This is a genomic window from Streptomyces carpinensis (genome assembly GCF_002154505.1).
GTDB classification, from domain to species: Bacteria; Actinomycetota; Actinomycetes; order Streptomycetales; family Streptomycetaceae; genus Streptomyces; species Streptomyces carpinensis.
In genome coordinates, this window is record NZ_MUBM01000445.1 from 1 (window position 1) to 14,955 (window position 14,955).

The 14,955-nt window shown below is 70.8% G+C and carries 15 protein-coding genes; 9 read left to right on the forward strand and 6 right to left on the reverse strand.

Annotated elements, in window-relative coordinates:
- Positions 1–1,695 (forward strand): outer membrane protein assembly factor BamB family protein (locus tag BZY54_RS42640; protein WP_107419966.1); only part of this gene is annotated, 1,695 nt, incomplete at its 5' end.
- A 273-nt stretch (positions 1,696–1,968) separates the two neighbouring features.
- Positions 1,969–2,637 (forward strand): helix-turn-helix transcriptional regulator, encoded by a 669-nt coding sequence (locus BZY54_RS42645; RefSeq protein ID WP_086730742.1) that lies wholly within the window; start codon positions 1,969–1,971, stop codon positions 2,635–2,637.
- A 70-nt stretch (positions 2,638–2,707) separates the two neighbouring features.
- Here the strand turns inward: BZY54_RS42645 and BZY54_RS42650 are convergent, their stop codons facing one another.
- Both BZY54_RS42650 and BZY54_RS42655 read right to left on the reverse strand, forming a co-directional pair.
- Positions 2,708–3,046 (reverse strand): hypothetical protein, encoded by a 339-nt coding sequence (locus BZY54_RS42650; RefSeq protein WP_086730743.1) that lies wholly within the window; start codon positions 3,044–3,046, stop codon positions 2,708–2,710.
- A gap of 21 nt (positions 3,047–3,067) precedes the next feature.
- Positions 3,068–4,759: a sodium:solute symporter family protein gene (locus BZY54_RS42655; protein WP_086730744.1), complete on the reverse strand. Its 1,692-nt coding sequence runs from the start codon at positions 4,757–4,759 to the stop codon at positions 3,068–3,070.
- A 193-nt stretch (positions 4,760–4,952) separates the two neighbouring features.
- Here BZY54_RS42655 and galT point away from each other — a divergent pair, with 193 nt between their 5' ends.
- The 3 genes from galT to galK are packed head-to-tail and all read left to right on the forward strand — an operon-like array spanning position 4,953 to position 8,142.
- On the forward strand, positions 4,953–6,014 hold the full coding sequence (gene galT, locus BZY54_RS42660) for a galactose-1-phosphate uridylyltransferase (protein ID WP_086730745.1): 1,062 nt from the start codon (positions 4,953–4,955) through the stop codon (positions 6,012–6,014).
- The gene (galE, locus tag BZY54_RS42665) at positions 6,011–6,979 is read left to right on the forward strand and encodes a UDP-glucose 4-epimerase GalE (protein WP_086730746.1); all 969 of its coding nucleotides are present in this window, start codon (positions 6,011–6,013) and stop codon (positions 6,977–6,979) included. Before galT ends, galE begins: the two co-directional genes overlap by 4 nt.
- A complete protein-coding gene (gene galK, locus BZY54_RS42670; RefSeq protein WP_086730747.1) occupies positions 6,979–8,142 on the forward strand; it encodes a galactokinase in 1,164 nt (387 codons plus the stop codon). Before galE ends, galK begins: the two co-directional genes overlap by 1 nt.
- Before the next feature lies 1 nt (position 8,143).
- Here galK and BZY54_RS42675 read toward each other — a convergent pair whose 3' ends face one another.
- The gene (locus BZY54_RS42675; RefSeq protein ID WP_086730748.1) at positions 8,144–8,587 is read right to left on the reverse strand and encodes a GNAT family N-acetyltransferase; all 444 of its coding nucleotides are present in this window, start codon (positions 8,585–8,587) and stop codon (positions 8,144–8,146) included.
- A 298-nt stretch (positions 8,588–8,885) separates the two neighbouring features.
- Between BZY54_RS42675 and BZY54_RS42680 the strand changes: the two genes are divergently transcribed.
- Positions 8,886–9,668 (forward strand): LuxR C-terminal-related transcriptional regulator, encoded by a 783-nt coding sequence (locus BZY54_RS42680; RefSeq protein ID WP_086730749.1) that lies wholly within the window; start codon positions 8,886–8,888, stop codon positions 9,666–9,668.
- Here the strand turns inward: BZY54_RS42680 and tamR are convergent.
- The gene (gene tamR / locus BZY54_RS42685; protein ID WP_086730750.1) at positions 9,627–10,124 is read right to left on the reverse strand and encodes a MarR family transcriptional regulator TamR; all 498 of its coding nucleotides are present in this window, start codon (positions 10,122–10,124) and stop codon (positions 9,627–9,629) included. The two genes, BZY54_RS42680 and tamR, sit on opposite strands and share 42 nt — an antisense overlap.
- A gap of 121 nt (positions 10,125–10,245) precedes the next feature.
- Here tamR and BZY54_RS42690 point away from each other — a divergent pair, with 121 nt between their 5' ends.
- Both BZY54_RS42690 and BZY54_RS42695 read left to right on the forward strand, forming a co-directional pair.
- Positions 10,246–11,073 carry a trans-aconitate 2-methyltransferase gene (locus BZY54_RS42690; protein ID WP_086730751.1) on the forward strand — a complete coding sequence of 276 codons (828 nt, stop codon included), beginning with the start codon at positions 10,246–10,248 and terminating at the stop codon, positions 11,071–11,073.
- Between the two features lie 3 nt (positions 11,074–11,076).
- Positions 11,077–11,451, forward strand: a complete 375-nt coding sequence (locus BZY54_RS42695) for a VOC family protein (RefSeq protein ID WP_086730752.1) — start codon at positions 11,077–11,079, stop codon at positions 11,449–11,451.
- A 157-nt stretch (positions 11,452–11,608) separates the two neighbouring features.
- Here the strand turns inward: BZY54_RS42695 and BZY54_RS42700 are convergent, their stop codons facing one another.
- Both BZY54_RS42700 and BZY54_RS42705 read right to left on the reverse strand, forming a co-directional pair.
- The gene (locus BZY54_RS42700) at positions 11,609–12,283 is read right to left on the reverse strand and encodes a TetR/AcrR family transcriptional regulator (protein WP_086730753.1); all 675 of its coding nucleotides are present in this window, start codon (positions 12,281–12,283) and stop codon (positions 11,609–11,611) included.
- Positions 12,280–13,290, reverse strand: a complete 1,011-nt coding sequence (locus tag BZY54_RS42705) for an acyl-CoA desaturase (protein WP_086730754.1) — start codon at positions 13,288–13,290, stop codon at positions 12,280–12,282. Before BZY54_RS42705 ends, BZY54_RS42700 begins: the two co-directional genes overlap by 4 nt.
- Positions 13,291–13,581: 291 nt before the next feature.
- Between BZY54_RS42705 and BZY54_RS42710 the strand changes: the two genes are divergently transcribed.
- Positions 13,582–14,955, forward strand: a 1,374-nt coding sequence (locus BZY54_RS42710; RefSeq protein WP_143668258.1) for a phosphoenolpyruvate carboxylase, incomplete at its 3' end; no start/stop codon positions are given.

Below are 14,955 nucleotides of genomic sequence, written 5' to 3' on the forward strand. Positions count from 1 at the left end.
CCCGGCTACGGCTACCCGCAGGCGCCCCAGAGCCCGCAGCCCCCGCAGCAGCCCGCAGGCCACGGCTACCCGGGTGGGCCGGCCACCCCTGCCCCGGAGCCGAACCCGTACGCCCAGCAGCCCGGCGCGTACGGCACCCCGCAGCCCGGTTACGGCTACCCCGGTCAGCCGGGCTACGGCTACCCGGGCGGGCCGGGACAGCAACCCACCGTGCCTCTGCAGCCGCAGGCCGGGCAGCCGGGCGGCGGCGGGGCGAGAAGGACGCAGCTGATGATCATCGCCGCGGCCGTCGTCGCGATCGCGCTGATCATCGGCGGCGGCGTCTGGTACGCGAACTCCTCGGGCGACGGCGGCGGTACGAAGGACACCGCGGCCTCCAGCGGCGGGACCGGGGGCAAGAGCGGTGAGAACGGCGGCAGCGGCGGCACGGCGGCGCGCGGCGAGGAGAAGGTGCCGTCCGACACCAGCGCCAAGGTGCTGTTCCAGTTGCCGCTGCCGAAGGTGGACGACACCACCACCGTCTCGGGCTCCTGGCTCACGGACAAGGTGTACGCCAAGAGCGGTGTCGCCGAGATCGTCGGCTACGACCCCGACAAGGGCACCAAGCTGTGGACCATCAAGCTGCCCGGTCCGGTGTGCCAGGCCACCCGCCGGGTCACGCCGGACGACAGGACGGCGATCGTCTTCGAGCCCGCCATGCCGACCAAGGACAAGCGCTCCCACGGCTGCAGCCAGGTCGCGGCGCTCGACCTCGACGCGGGCAAGCGGCTGTGGACGCGGACGGTGAAGTCCGGTGACGAGGCGATCAACCTCGACAACGTCACCATCGGCGGGAGCACGGTCGCCGTGGGCAGCACCAGCGGCGGCGGCGCCTTCGACCTCGCCGGCGGCAGGGCCCTGTGGACGCCGAAGCCCGGCGACACCTGCTACGACGCCGGCTACGCGGGCGGCGACAAGCTGGTCGCGATGCGCAAGTGCGGTGACTACGGCAACCAGCAACTGCACATCCAGAACATCGACCCGAAGTCCGGGAAGGTGCTCTCCGAGTACAAGATGGCGGCCGGCGTCGAGTACGCGAGCGTGGTCTCGACCAACCCGCTCGTGGTCGCGGCCGACGTCGGCGACTCCGCCAAGGGCAGGGGCATCTCCGACATCTTCAGCATCGACAACAAGACGGGCGCCCTGCGCAACAGGATCTCGGTGCCCGCCGACAGGTACGCGGCCAAGTGCGACGGGATCACCCGGATCGAGGGGTGCAGCGGCCTCGTCGTCGGCAACGACCGGGCCTACATCGCCACCGCCGAACACGACGGCAGCAAGGGCAGCTTCCGCGACACCAACGAGGTCGTCGCCTTCGACCTCGGCAGCGGCAAGCAGACCGGCCAGCGCGCGGACGCGGGCGAGGGCTACACGATCACTCCACTGCGCATGGACGGCGGGAACATCATCGCCTACAAGGAGCCGCCCTACGACAAGGGCGGTCAGATCGTGAGCATCGACGGCGCCTCCTTCAAGGAGACCAAGCTCCTGGAGAACCCGTCGGACCAGGCGGTCCACGACGCGGAGTCCAGCTTCTCGACGGATTACGCCGAGATCCTGTACCACGACGGCCACCTGTTCATGTCCCAGGTCTACGCCTCGGACTGGTCCGGCTCGAGCGAGCGCTATCTGGCCATCGCCTTCGGCACGGCCTGACGGTGACGCGGACGGTCTCGCCCCTGACCCCGGGGCGAGGCCGTTGCCGTACCACCCCGCGTGGCCGCCACTCGTCACCCGCGTGTGCGTTGGGTGCCAAAAAGTCCGCCGATCCGGGGGCTTCTGTCCGGTTGGGGCAGCGCGACGTCGAACTAGCGTGTAGCTTCCGGGGACATGCAGGGTGGGACTGCCGGGGGGCTTCCCGCCCGATCGAGCCCGTCGGAGCGTGGACGGCCGGAGTGGGCATCCGTTGGGGGACTGGGGGGTTGCTCGATGGGAGTGCGGCTCATGGTGGTCGACGACCACCGACTGCTCGCCGAGGCGCTGGCCTCGGCGCTGAAGCTGCGTGGACACCGCGTGCTGGCCGCGGCGGCGCCGGCCGCCGGGGCGGCCGACCTGGTGATCAGCCGTGCGCCGGAGGTGTGCCTGCTGGGCACGGCTGCGCCGGCCGAGCCGGGGGCGTTCGACCCCGTGGCGAAGATCAAGCGGGAGCGTCCGCAGGTGGCGGTGGTCGTCCTCGGCCCGGTCCCCTCCCCGCGCGGCATCGCGGCGGCCTTCGCCGCGGGCGCCTCCGGCTACGTACGCCACGACGAGCGCATAGAGGGCGTGGAGCGCGCGATCATGAAGGCGCGCGCCGGGGAGGCCGCGGTGGCCCCGCAGCTGTTGCAGGGAGCCTTCGGCGAGCTGCTGAACCCGGCCGCCCAGCCGGACGACGAGGGCCAGCGCCTGCTGCGGATGCTCACCCCACGGGAGGTGGAGGTCCTGGTCCGGGTCGCCGAGGGCGAGGACACCCGGGTCATCGCGGCGGGCATGGGCATCGCCCCCAGCACGGCCCGCACCCACGTGCAGCGCGTGCTGATGAAGCTGGGCGTGGGCTCCCGCCTGGAAGCGGCGGCCCTGGCCGCCCGCACGGGCCTGCTGGACCGCGCGGGCCGGCCTTAGGGACGCGCAGGGACGCAGCCGGCCCAGCGCACCGCCGGGCGCCCGCAGACGCACGCCCACCGCGGCTACGTCACTCGGCCCCCGGCTCCTCCGTCGACGGCACAGGCGGCGCGGCCGGCCGCAGCTTCAGCCACACCAGGAAGAACACCCCGAGGACCAGCATCCCGATGCCGGTCCAGAGGTTGATGTTGACGCCCTGCGCCTTGTCGATGGCCGCCTGCGAGTCGGTGATCCCGGTGACCGTCACGATGATCCCGTAGAGCACGAACAACCCGCCGATGATCCGCCGCAGGTCGAAGATGCGCGCGGCGGTCGCGGACTTGCCCTCCAGCTCGGTGACTTGCCGCTGGACGTCCTGTTCGGAGTACCCGGCGTGCGGGGAACGTGCGGAGTTCTCGGAGTCTGACATGGTCTCTCAATCCTCCCGCGATCAGAACGAGAACGGGATGTAGCAGATGGCGGCGAGGACGACGGCGCCCCAGCCGAGCAGTGCGGGCCTGCGGTACCAGGCCTCGTCGCCGGGGGCGGCCGGTTCGGTCATGCCCGGCGAGCGGGTGCCGTAGACCAGGCCCCGGAGTTCCTGCTCCGGGCGGGGCCTGGTGAACAGCGACACCGCCACCATGACCACCGCGCCGGCGACGAAACCGGCGATCGCGGAGACGAAGTTGGCGCCCTGGTCGGTGGGGATGTCGATGACGCCCTGCTTGTAGAGGACGAAGTAGTTCACCATCGCCGCGGTCGTGCCGGCGAGCAGCCCCCAGAAGCCGGACTTCTTCGACGCCCGCTTCCAGAACATGCCGACGATGAACACCACGAACATCGGCACGTTGAAGAAGGAGAACAGCGTCTGCAGGTAGCTCATGATGTTCGAGAACGACGAGGCCAGGAACGCCGTGCCGATGGAGGCGAGCACGCCGATCGCGGTGATCAGCCGTCCGAACCGCACGTAGTAGGCGTCCTCGCGGTCCTTGACGACGTACTTGGCCCAGATGTCGTTGGTGAACACGGTGTTGAACGACGACACGTTGGCGGCCATGCCGGCCATGAAGGCGGCGAGCAGACCGGTCACCGCGATGCCGAGCACGCCGTTGGGCAGCAGCTCCTGCATCAGGTACGGGATGGCGTCGTTGTACTGCAGTCCGGAGCCGGAGGTACCGATCTTCGGCACCAGGGCGGCGGCGACCAGGCCCGGGATCATCACCAGGAAGACGATGAAGATCTTCGGGAACGCGGCGATCAGCGGGGTGCGCTGGGCGGCGGAGAGGTTCTTCGCGGACAGCGCGCGCTGCACCTCGGCGAAGTTGGTCGTCCAGTAGCCGAAGGACAGCACGAAGCCGAGGCCGAGGACGATGGTGAGCCAGTTGGCGCCGAGCGGGTTGGCGTGGCCGATCCCGGTGCCGCCCCAGGCGGTGGTGAAGTTCGCGCCGTGGGCCTGGGTGAGCTTGTGGGTCAGGCCGTCCCAGCCGCCCACCTTCTTCAGGCTGAGCACCACGAGCGGGATGAGGGCCGCGAGGATCACGAAGAACTGCAGAACCTCGTTGTAGATCGCGGAGGACAGTCCGCCGAGGGTGATGTAGGCGAGGACGAAGAAGCCCGCGACGACGATGGCCACCCACTGCGGCCAGCCCAGCAGCGCCTCGACGACGATCGCGAGGGCGTACAGGTTCACCCCGGCGATCAGGATGGCGGCGAAGGCGAACAGGATCGAACTGAGCAGATGTGCGCCTCTGTCGAAGCGCAGCAGCAGGAACTCGGGCACCGAGCGCACTTTGCTGCCGTAGTAGAACGGCATCATCACCAGGCCGAGGAAGACCATGGCCGGGATGGCGCCGATCCAGTACCAGTGCACGGTGTACGCGCCGTACTGGGCGCTGTTGGCGGCCATGCCGAGTATCTCGGTGGCGGCCAGGTTCGCGGAGATGAACGCCAGACCGGTGATCCAGGCCGGCAGGGAGCGCCCGGAGAGGAAGAAGTCGAGGCTGGTCTTGACCGAGCGGCGCGCGGCGAAGCCGATGCCGAGGACGACGACGAAGTAGATGCCGAGGATCGTGTAGTCCAGGCCATTGGTGGGGAGACGTAGCTCCGCTGCCAGGTACGCGGGTGCGTATGTGGGGGTTTGCATAAGAACTCGCTTCGTTGCGCGAACGGATCCAGCGGGGAACCTACGCCTTCGCGTTCAGAAATTGAACACTTTTATTGGTGGTCTTTGTTTGATTGTGATGTAACTCTTTGATGGTTGGTTGTGATGTGTTATGTTTGATTGTGTTGGGTGATGGAGCGTGGAGCGGACCTAGGTTCCAGTAGGGAGTCCGGCAGTGAAGAAGACCTCGACCCGGCTGGCCGACGGTCGTGAGCTCGTCTACTACGACCTGCGTGACGACACCGTGCGCGACGCCGTCGACCGCCGCCCGCTGGAGCGGACCGTCACCACCTCCGAGATCCGCCGGGACGAGCTGCTCGGCGACGCGGTGGCCGTGGCCTCCCACCGCCAGGGCCGCACCTACCACCCGCCGGCCGACGAGTGCCCCCTGTGCCCGACCCGGGGTGAGCGCCTGACCGAGATCCCGGACTCCGCGTACGACGTGGTGGTGTTCGAGAACCGCTTCCCGTCGCTGGCCGGCGACTCCGGACGCTGCGAGGTCGTCTGCTTCACCTCCGACCACGACTCCTCGTTCGCCGACCTGACCGAGGAGCAGGCGCGGCTGGTGCTGGACGCGTGGACCGACCGCACGTCCGAACTGTCGCATCTGCCCTCCGTCCGGCAGGTGTTCTGCTTCGAGAACCGAGGCGCCGAGATCGGCGTGACGCTGGGACATCCGCACGGCCAGATCTACGCCTACCCCTTCACCACCCCGCGCACCGCGCTGATGCTCCGCTCACTGGCCGCCCACAAGGAGGCGACCGGCGGGGAGAACCTCTTCGACGACGTCCTGCGCCGGGAACTGGCCGGTGAGCGGGTCGTCCTGGAGACCGACCACTGGGTGGCCTTCGTGCCGTACGCCGCGCACTGGCCCTACGAGGTCCACCTGTACCCCAGGCGCCGCGTCCCGGACCTGCTCGCGCTGGACGAGCCGACCCGCTCGGAGTTCCCCGAGGTCTATCTGGAATTGTTGAGGCGCTTCGACCGGCTGTTCGGCGAAGGTGAGCCTCCGACGCCGTACATCGCGGCCTGGCACCAGGCCCCGTTCGGCGCGCTGGAGGAGTTCGACGGCGTCGTCCGTGAGGACTTCGCCCTCCACCTCGAGCTTTTCACCATCCGCCGTACTTCCGGCAAGCTGAAGTTCCTTGCGGGCTCCGAGTCCGGCATGAGCGTGTTCATCAACGACGTGCCTCCGGAGCGCGCGGCCGAGCGACTGCGAGAGGTAGCGAGTTCATGAGCGGGAAGTACCTGGTGACCGGCGGCGCGGGTTACGTCGGGAGCGTGGTGGCCCAGCACCTGCTGGAGGCCGGGCACGAGGTCGTCGTCCTCGACAACCTCTCGACGGGCTTCCGCGAGGGCGTGCCCGCGGGCGCCGTCTTCGTCGAGGGCGACATCCGCGACGCCGGCAAGTGGCTGGACTCCTCGTTCGACGCGGTGCTGCACTTCGCGGCGTTCTCGCAGGTCGGCGAGTCGGTGGTGAAGCCGGAGAAGTACTGGGACAACAACGTCGGCGGCACCATGGCGCTGCTCGGCGCGATGCGCGAGGCCGGCGTGCGCAAGCTGGTCTTCTCCTCCACGGCGGCGACCTACGGCGAGCCGGTGAACACGCCGATCACCGAGACCGACCCGACGGCCCCGACCTCGCCGTACGGCGCGTCCAAGCTCGCCGTCGACCACATGATCACCGGTGAGGCGGCGGCCCACGGCCTGGGCGCGGTCTCGCTGCGCTACTTCAACGTGGCCGGCGCCTACGGCACGTACGGCGAGCGCCACGACCCCGAGTCGCACCTGATCCCCCTGGTGCTCCAGGTGGCCCAGGGCCGCAGGGACGCGATCTCGGTCTTCGGCGACGACTACCCGACCCCGGACGGCACCTGCGTCCGTGACTACATCCACGTGGCGGACCTGGCCGAGGCCCACCTCCTCGCCGTGCAGGCCGCCGTCCCGGGCGAGCACCTGATCTGCAACCTCGGCAACGGCAACGGCTTCTCCGTCCGCGAGGTGATCGAGACCGTACGGCAGGTCACCGGCCACCCGATCCCGGAGGTCGTGGCCCCGCGCCGGGCCGGCGACCCGGCGGTCCTGGTCGCCTCGGCCGCAACCGCCCGCGAGAAGCTCGGCTGGAACCCGTCCCGCGCGGACCTCGCGGGCATCGTCGCGGACGCCTGGGAGTTCGCGCAGCACACCGCGAGGGAGCAGTAGTGGAGGAAGAAGCGATCCGGCGGATCCGGGAAGGCTTCACCGCGCTGTACGGCGCCGAGCCGGAGGGGGGCTGGGCGGCACCGGGCCGCGTCAACCTGATCGGCGAGCACACCGACTACAACGACGGCTTCGTGATGCCCTTCGCGCTGCCGCACGTCACCGTCGCGGCGGTGGCCCGGCGCGAGGACGGCGTGCTGCGCCTGCACTCGGCGGACGTGCCGGGCGGCCCCGTCGAGCTGCGCGTCGACGACCTGACGCCCGGGTCCGACAAGGACTGGACGGCCTACCCGGCGGGCGTGGTCTGGGCCCTGCGCGAGGCCGGCCACGCGGTGACGGGCGCGGACGTGCACCTGACCTCGACGGTCCCCTCGGGCGCGGGCCTGTCCTCCTCGGCGGCGCTCGAGGTCGTCGTGGCGCTGGCCCTGAACGACCTGTGCGCACTGGGCCTGAAGGGCTGGCAACTGGCCCGCCTGTGCCAGCGCGCCGAGAACGTCTACGTGGGCGCCCCCACCGGCATCATGGACCAGACGGCCTCCGCCTGCTGTGAGGCCGGCCACGCCCTGTTCCTCGACACCCGTGACCTCTCCCAGCGCCAGATCCCCTTCGACCTGGCCGCCGAGGGCATGCGCCTGCTCGTCGTCGACACCCGGGTCAAGCACGCGCACAGCGACGGCGAGTACGGCAAGCGCCGCGCCGGCTGCGAGAAGGGCGCGGCCCTGCTCGGCGTGGACGCCCTGCGGGACGTGCCCTACGCGGACCTGGAGGCGGCGCTGGAGCGGCTGGGCGACGAGGAGGAGGTCCGCCGCCTGGTCCGCCACATCGTCACGGAGAACCAGCGGGTCGAACGGGTCGTCTCCCTCCTGGAGTCCGGCGACACCCGGGCGATCGGCCCGGTCCTGACCGAGGGCCACGCCTCCCTGCGCGACGACTTCCGCATCTCCTGCCCGGAGTTGGACACCATCGTCGACACGTCCCTGAGCGCGGGTGCGCTGGGAGCGAGGATGACCGGCGGCGGCTTCGGCGGCTCGGCGATCGTCCTCGCCGAGGAGGCCGACGTCGACACGATCACCAAGGCCGTCGAGAAGGCCTTCGCCACGGCCGGCTTCAAGACCCCCCGCGTCTTCGAGGCAGTGCCCTCGGCGGGGGCACGACGGCTGGCCTGACTTACCGCAACCCCTTCACCAGCGTGTACTCCGTGATCCCCGGCGGATAGTCGGGGATCGCGCACACCACCTTGTAGCCGTGTCTGCGGTAGAACTCCGGGGCCTGGAAGTCCCAGGTCTCCAGGCGCACGGCGGTGCAGTCGCGCTGGTCGCGGGCGATGCGTTCGGCGCGGGCCAGGAGGCGGGAGCCGAGGCCCGCGCCGCGGTGGGGCGCGTCGACCCACAGGTAGGCCACGTGCAGCCAGGTCGTCCAGGTGTGGCCGACCAGGCCGCCGGCCACAGTGCCCGACTCGTCCAGCGCCCAGACGTGCAGCGGGACTTCGCGGGCCGCGGGGGTTCCGCGCAGGGCGGCCAGGACGGGGGACGCCGCCGTGTTCGTGTCGCGGAGGCGGGAGCGGAGCAGATCACGGCGCTCTCTGTCGACTTCTGCCTCAATACGAAACATGCGGCACACCCTAAACGCGTCGGCCGGTCAGTTCCGCGAATTGCCTTCCCCTTCCGGCCCCCGGCCGTACTCTGAGGAGCGGTACCGGTGGGGGCCGGTGCCGATCAGGGGGCGAGACAGCCGGGTACGACGCCCGAAGTGGGGTAACAGTTCCGCATGGCGGCGGCCGTGCGGCGGTGGCGCCCACTCCGGGCGTCGTGCCCGCGCAGATGCACGCGGTCAGCGCTGCGGGCGGCGCCGGCGTCTGATGACGATGGGAATCCCCTGCTCTGTCAGGAGTTTGGGGAAGGGGGTTTCAGTGGTGCGTATCCGCGTTCTGGTCGTCGACGACCACCGTATCTTCGCCGAGTCACTCGCCGCCGCCCTGGCCGCCGAGCCGGACGTCGACGTCTCCGCGGCCGGGTCCGGACCGGCGGCGCTGCGCTGCATGGAACGGGCCGCGGCCGAGGGCCGCCGCTTCGACGTGCTGCTCGTCGACGCCGATCTCGGCGGGAACGTGCCCGCGGGGCGGGCCGCCGTGCCCGTCCAGGAGGGCAACGCCGACGGACTGGTGGACGGGATCTCCCTGGTCGCCGGGGTGCGTGGCGCGCAGCCCGGGGTGCGGACCGTCGTGCTGGCCGAGAAGGACGACCCGCGGCGGGCCGCGCTCGCCCTGCAGGCCGGAGCCTGCGGCTGGGTGGCCAAGGACTGCTCGCTGTCCCGGCTGCTCACCGTCATCCGCGGCGTGCTGCGCGACGAGACCCATCTGCCGCCCGCCCTCCTCACGGGCGTCCTGCGGGAGTTGACCGCCGCGCGCAAGCACCGCACCGAGAGCGAGCGGCTGGTGGAGTCGCTGACGCCACGTGAACGGGAGGTGCTGCGCTGCATGGTCGCGGGCCTGGGGCGCAAGGCCGTCGCCGAGCGGCTGTACTTGTCCCCGCACACCGTGCGCACCCATATGCAGAACGTCCTGGGCAAGCTCGGTGTGCACTCCACGCTCGCCGCCGTCGCCCTGGCCCGCCGGGCCGGGGTGGGGCCCGTCGACCTGACCGGGGACGACCTAGCCGGGGATGTTGTCGAACGGGGCGGTCAGCTGGCGTAGCAGACCGGCGAGTTCGGCGCGCTGGGCGGAGGACAGTTCGGCCAGGATCGCGCGCTCCTGGTCCAGCAGGCCCGCGAGCGACTGGTCGGCGCGGTCGCGGCCCTCGTCGGTGAGGCGGACCAGCACGCCGCGCCGGTCGCTGGGGTCGGGCAGCCGCTCCACCAGGCCCTTCTTGGCCAGCCGGTCGATGCGGTTCGTCATGGTGCCCGAGGTGACCAGGGTCTGCGTCAGCAGCTGTCCGGGGGAGAGCTGGTACGGCGCTCCGGCGCGCCTGAGCGCGGTCAGCACGTCGAACTCCCAGGGCTCCAGGCTGTGCTCGGAGAAGGCCAGCCGACGCGCGCGGTCCAGGTGCCGAGCCAGCCGGCTCACCCGGCTGAGCACCTCGAGCGGTTCCACGTCGAGGTCCGGGCGCTCCCGCCGCCACGCCGCGACCAGCCGATCGACCTCGTCCTCCATGCGATCAGTGTAGTGGTTGTGTCGATGTGAAGTCTCTTGATATCAACTATCTTGGAATCGAGAGATAATCGCGAGTAGCTTCGTCGTCGAGAGACCGAGCTCGGACTCCAAGGAGGCCGCCATGCCCGCCCACAGCGCCCACAGCCCCACCTGGGACCCCGGCCAGTACCTGCGTCACGCCGGCCACCGGGCCCGCCCCTTCGCCGACCTCCTCGCCCGTGTCCCGGACCTGCCCGCAGACCCGCCCCGCATCGCCGACCTCGGCTGCGGTCCCGGCAACGTCACCGTCCTCCTCGCGGGCCGCTGGCCCACCGCGGACATCACCGGCTACGACAACTCGCAGGAGATGCTCGACAAGGCCGTGGTGGATCACGCGGGCCCCACGCCCGGCGGTGGCCGCCTCGACTTCCTGACCGCGGACGCCCGCACATGGACGCCCACCGAGCCGTACGACCTGATCGTCAGCAACGCCACCCTCCAGTGGGTGCCGGGGCACGTGGACCGCTTCGCCGACTGGACGGCGGGACTGCGGCCCGGCGGCACCTTCGCCTTCCAGGTGCCCGGCAACTTCTCCGCCCCCAGCCACCGGCTGATGCGCGACCTCGCGGGCTCCGCCCACTGGCGCGAGCGCCTCGGTGGCGTGCTGCGGCACGAGGACGCGGTGCTGGCCCCCGAGGCGTACCTGGAGCGGCTGACCTCCCTGGGCTGCGCGGCGGACGTGTGGGAGACGACGTACGTCCACCTGCTGACGGGTGAGGACCCCGTCCTGGACTGGGTGAAGGGCACCGGGCTGCGGCCGGTGCTGACCGCGCTCGCCGACGAGCCCCGGGAGGCCGAGGCGTTCCTCACCGAGTACCGGGCCGCCCTGCGCGAGGCCTACCCGGCGGGCCCGCACGGCACCCCGTTCCCCTTCCGCCGCATCTTCGCGGTCGCCACCAAGGAGGCCTAGGCCATGCTCACCGCCATCGACCATGTCCAGCTCGCCGCCCCGCCCGGTTCGGAGGGCGCTCTGCGGGCGTACTACGTCGACGTCCTCGGCATGACGGAGATCCCCAAGCCGCCCGTGCTGGCCGCGCGCGGAGGCTGCTGGTTCCAGGCCGGCCCCGTCCAGCTCCACCTGGGCATCGAGGAGGACTTCCGCCCGGCGAGGAAGGCCCACCCGGGCCTCGGGGTGACGGCCATCGAGGCGTACGCCGCCCGGCTGACCGACCACGGCGCACCGGTCACCTGGGACGACAACCTGCCGGGCCACCGGCGCTTCTACTCCGAGGACCCGGTGGGCAACCGGCTGGAGTTCCTCGAGCCGATCCGGCAGACCGGCGCCTAGGGTCTTCCGTCCGGAACAGGCCGGAACAGGCCGGATCGGGCCGGGCCGATCAGGCCGGATCGGGCCGCAGCAGGCCAGGGCGTCAGGCCCCGCGAGCCCGGCATGGTCCGAACGAGCGGACGGTCACCGTCACCAGCAAGACCGAGGTCCACAGCACCTATGCCTTGCGGTGCCCTATCAGCCTCGGCTTCGGCTCCAGCCCGTCCAGGCCGTGCCAGGCCAGGTTCACCAGGTGGGCCGCGACCTCCGCCTTCTTCGGGCGGCGGACGTCCAGCCACCACTGGCCGGTCAGGGCGACCATGCCGACCAGCGCCTGCGCGTACAGCGGGGCCAGCTTCGGGTCGAAGCCGCGGGACTTGAACTCGCGGCCCAGGATGTCCTCCACCTGGGTGGCGATGTCGGAGATCAGGGACGCGAAGGAGCCCGTGGACTGGGGGATCGGGGAGTCGCGGACCAGGATGCGGAAACCGTCCGTGTACTCCTCGATGTAGTCCAGGAGCGCGAACGCCGCCTGTTCGCACAGCTCACGGGGGTGGCCGGCGGTCAGGCTGCTGGTCACCATGTCCAGCAGGCGCCGCATCTCGCGGTCCACCACCACCGCGTACAGGCCCTCCTTGCCGCCGAAGTGCTCGTACACCACCGGCTTGGACACCCCGGCCTTCGCCGCGATCTCCTCCACCGAGGTGCCCTCGAAGCCCTTCGCCGCGAACAGGGTGCGACCGATCTCCAGCAGTTGCTGGCGGCGCTCGGCACCGGTCATCCGGGTGCGGCGGGTGCGCCGCGGCTTGTCGTTGCTGGGGGTGCTGGAGTCGGTCGCCACGGCGTCAATCATGCCGCCTCAGCGGTGTCCTTCCGGCGGCGGGAGCCGCGTTCGTCGGTGTTGCGGCGGGAATCGATACGCGAGCGTGACGGCCAGCGCACGTCGTACGCCCAGCCGAGCTGCTCGAACCAGCGGATGATCCGCGCCGAGGAGTCCAGCTGACCGCGCTCCACACCGTGCCGCGCGGAGGTGGGGTCGGCGTGGTGCAGGTTGTGCCAGGACTCGCCGCACGACAGGATCGCCAGCCACCACACGTTGCCCGAGCGGTCTCGCGACTTGAACGGGCGCTTGCCCACCGCGTGGCAGATCGAGTTGATCGACCAGGTGACGTGGTGCAGCAGGGCCACCCGGACGAGCGAACCCCAGAAGAACCCGGTGAACGCCCCCCACCACGACATCGTCACCAGGCCGCCGATCAGGGGCGGCAGCCCGAGCGACATGATCGTCCACAGCACGAACTGACGGGAGATCCGCCGCATGGCCGGATCCTTGATCAGGTCCGGCGCGTACTTGTCCTGCGGGGTCTGTTCCTCGTCGAACATCCAGCCCACGTGCGCCCACCACAGGCCCTTCATCAGGGCCGGGACGGTCTCGCCGTACCGCCACGGCGAGTGGGGGTCGCCCTCGTGGTCGGAGAACTTGTGGTGCCGGCGGTGGTCGGCCACCCACCGCACCAGTGGGCCCTCCACCGCCATCGACCCCGCGATCGCCAGCGCGATCTTCAAGGGCCGCTTGGCCTTGAAGGAACCGTGCGTGAAGTGCCGGTGGAAACCGATCGTGATGCCGTGGCAGCCGAGGAAGTAGAAGAAGACCAGCAGACCGAGGTCCAGCCAGCTCACCCCCCAGCCCCACGCCAGCGGCACCGCCGCGATCAGCGCGAGGAACGGCACGGTGATGAAGAGCAGCAGCGTGATCTGTTCGATCGAACGCTTCTGCTCGCCGCCCAGAGTGGCCGAGGGCAGCGCGCCGCCGGCCGCCTCCGGGGCGTCGTCGATCACATCGGAGGAGCTTGTGGTCATGGGCGTCCCCTGTGGGGTCGAGGGTTGAGACAGGTGCCGACGGGTTTCGGAAACGACCAGCTCCCTACGGTTCCGTAACCTACGGCGACGTAAGTATGGCAGCGTGTCGCCGCGCGGCAAGAGCCCCTGGCCTGCGCGTCCCGCCCGACACCTAGACTTGGAGTCGGTCGGACAGCGCGGTCCGCTCTGAAGATTCCTTCCCGGATGCCCGGCCCGTATGCGGCGCCCGCCGCGCGGCACCCGTCCGGGTTCCCTCCCAGACGAGCTTCAACACTGCAAGGAGCCGCACCTGTGAGCAGTGCCGACGACCAGACGACGACCAGCAGCGAGCTGCGCGCCGACATCCGCCGACTGGGTGACCTCCTGGGGGAGACCCTGGTGAGGCAGGAGGGCCCCGAGCTCCTCGACCTGGTCGAGAGGGTTCGCCGCCTCACCCGCGAGGACGGCGAAGCCGCCGCCGAACTGCTGCGCGGCACCGAACTGGAGACCGCGGCCAAGCTGGTCCGCGCCTTCTCCACCTACTTCCACCTGGCCAACGTCACCGAGCAGGTCCACCGGGGACGCGAGCTGCGCGCCCGCCGCGCCGCCGAGGGCGGCCTCATCGCCCGCACCGCGGACCGGCTCAAGGACGCCGACCCCGAACACCTGCGCGAGACCGTCCAGCACCTCAACGTCCGCCCGGTGTTCACCGCCCACCCCACCGAGGCCGCGCGCCGCTCCGTCCTCAACAAGCTCCGGCGCATCGCCGCCCTCCTGGAGACCCCGGTCATCGAGACCGACCGCCGCCGCCTCGACACCCGGCTGGCCGAGAACATCGACCTCGTCTGGCAGACCGACGAACTCCGCGTCGTCCGCCCCGAACCCACCGACGAGGCCCGCAACGCCATCTACTACCTCGACGAGCTCCACGCCGGCGCCGTCGGCGACGTCCTGGAGGACCTCACCGCGGAACTCGAACGCGTCGGCGTCAAGCTCCCCGACGACACCCGCCCCCTCACCTTCGGCACCTGGATCGGCGGCGACCGCGACGGCAACCCCAACGTCACCCCCGCCGTCACCTGGGACGTGCTGATCCTCCAGCACGAGCACGGCATCAACGACGCTCTCGACATGGTCGACGAACTGCGGGGCTTCCTGTCCAACTCCATCCGCTACACCGGCGCCACCGAGGAACTGCTGACCTCCCTCCAGGCCGACCTGGAAGCCCTGCCGGAGATCAGCCCCCGCTACAAGCGCCTCAACGCCGAGGAGCCCTACCGGCTCAAGGCCACCTGCATCCGGCAGAAGCTCGTCAACACCAAGCAGCGCCTCGCCAAGGGCACCCCCCACGAGGCCGGCCACGACTACCTCGGCACCGCCGAGCTCCTCGCCGACCTCCGCCTCCTGCAGGACTCCCTGCGCCGGCACCGCGGCGGCCTGTTCGCCGACGGACGCCTCGCCCGCACCATCCGCACCCTCGCCGCCTTCGGCCTCCAACTGGCCACCATGGACGTCCGCGAACACGCCGATGCCCACCACCACGCCCTCGGCCAGCTCTTCGACCGGCTCGGCGAGGAGTCCTGGTGCTACGCCGACATGCCCCGCGAGTACCGCGCCAAGCTGCTCGCCAAGGAACTGCGCTCCCGCCGCCCGCTCGCCCCCACCCCCTGCCTCCTATACACATCT

Coding starts and splice junctions, on each gene's coding strand:
- BZY54_RS42675 (WP_086730748.1), bottom strand. CDS start 8,587: ATGTTTCGTATTGAGGCAGAAGTCGACAGAGAGCGCCGTGATCTGCTC.
- BZY54_RS42705 (WP_086730754.1), bottom strand. CDS start 13,290: ATGACCACAAGCTCCTCCGATGTGATCGACGACGCCCCGGAGGCGGCC.
- BZY54_RS42655 (WP_086730744.1), bottom strand. CDS start 4,759: ATGCAAACCCCCACATACGCACCCGCGTACCTGGCAGCGGAGCTACGT.
- BZY54_RS42645 (WP_086730742.1), top strand. CDS start 1,969: ATGGGAGTGCGGCTCATGGTGGTCGACGACCACCGACTGCTCGCCGAG.
- BZY54_RS42650 (WP_086730743.1), bottom strand. CDS start 3,046: ATGTCAGACTCCGAGAACTCCGCACGTTCCCCGCACGCCGGGTACTCC.
- BZY54_RS42695 (WP_086730752.1), top strand. CDS start 11,077: ATGCTCACCGCCATCGACCATGTCCAGCTCGCCGCCCCGCCCGGTTCG.
- BZY54_RS42700 (WP_086730753.1), bottom strand. CDS start 12,283: ATGATTGACGCCGTGGCGACCGACTCCAGCACCCCCAGCAACGACAAG.
- tamR (WP_086730750.1), bottom strand. CDS start 10,124: ATGGAGGACGAGGTCGATCGGCTGGTCGCGGCGTGGCGGCGGGAGCGC.
- galE (WP_086730746.1), top strand. CDS start 6,011: ATGAGCGGGAAGTACCTGGTGACCGGCGGCGCGGGTTACGTCGGGAGC.
- BZY54_RS42690 (WP_086730751.1), top strand. CDS start 10,246: ATGCCCGCCCACAGCGCCCACAGCCCCACCTGGGACCCCGGCCAGTAC.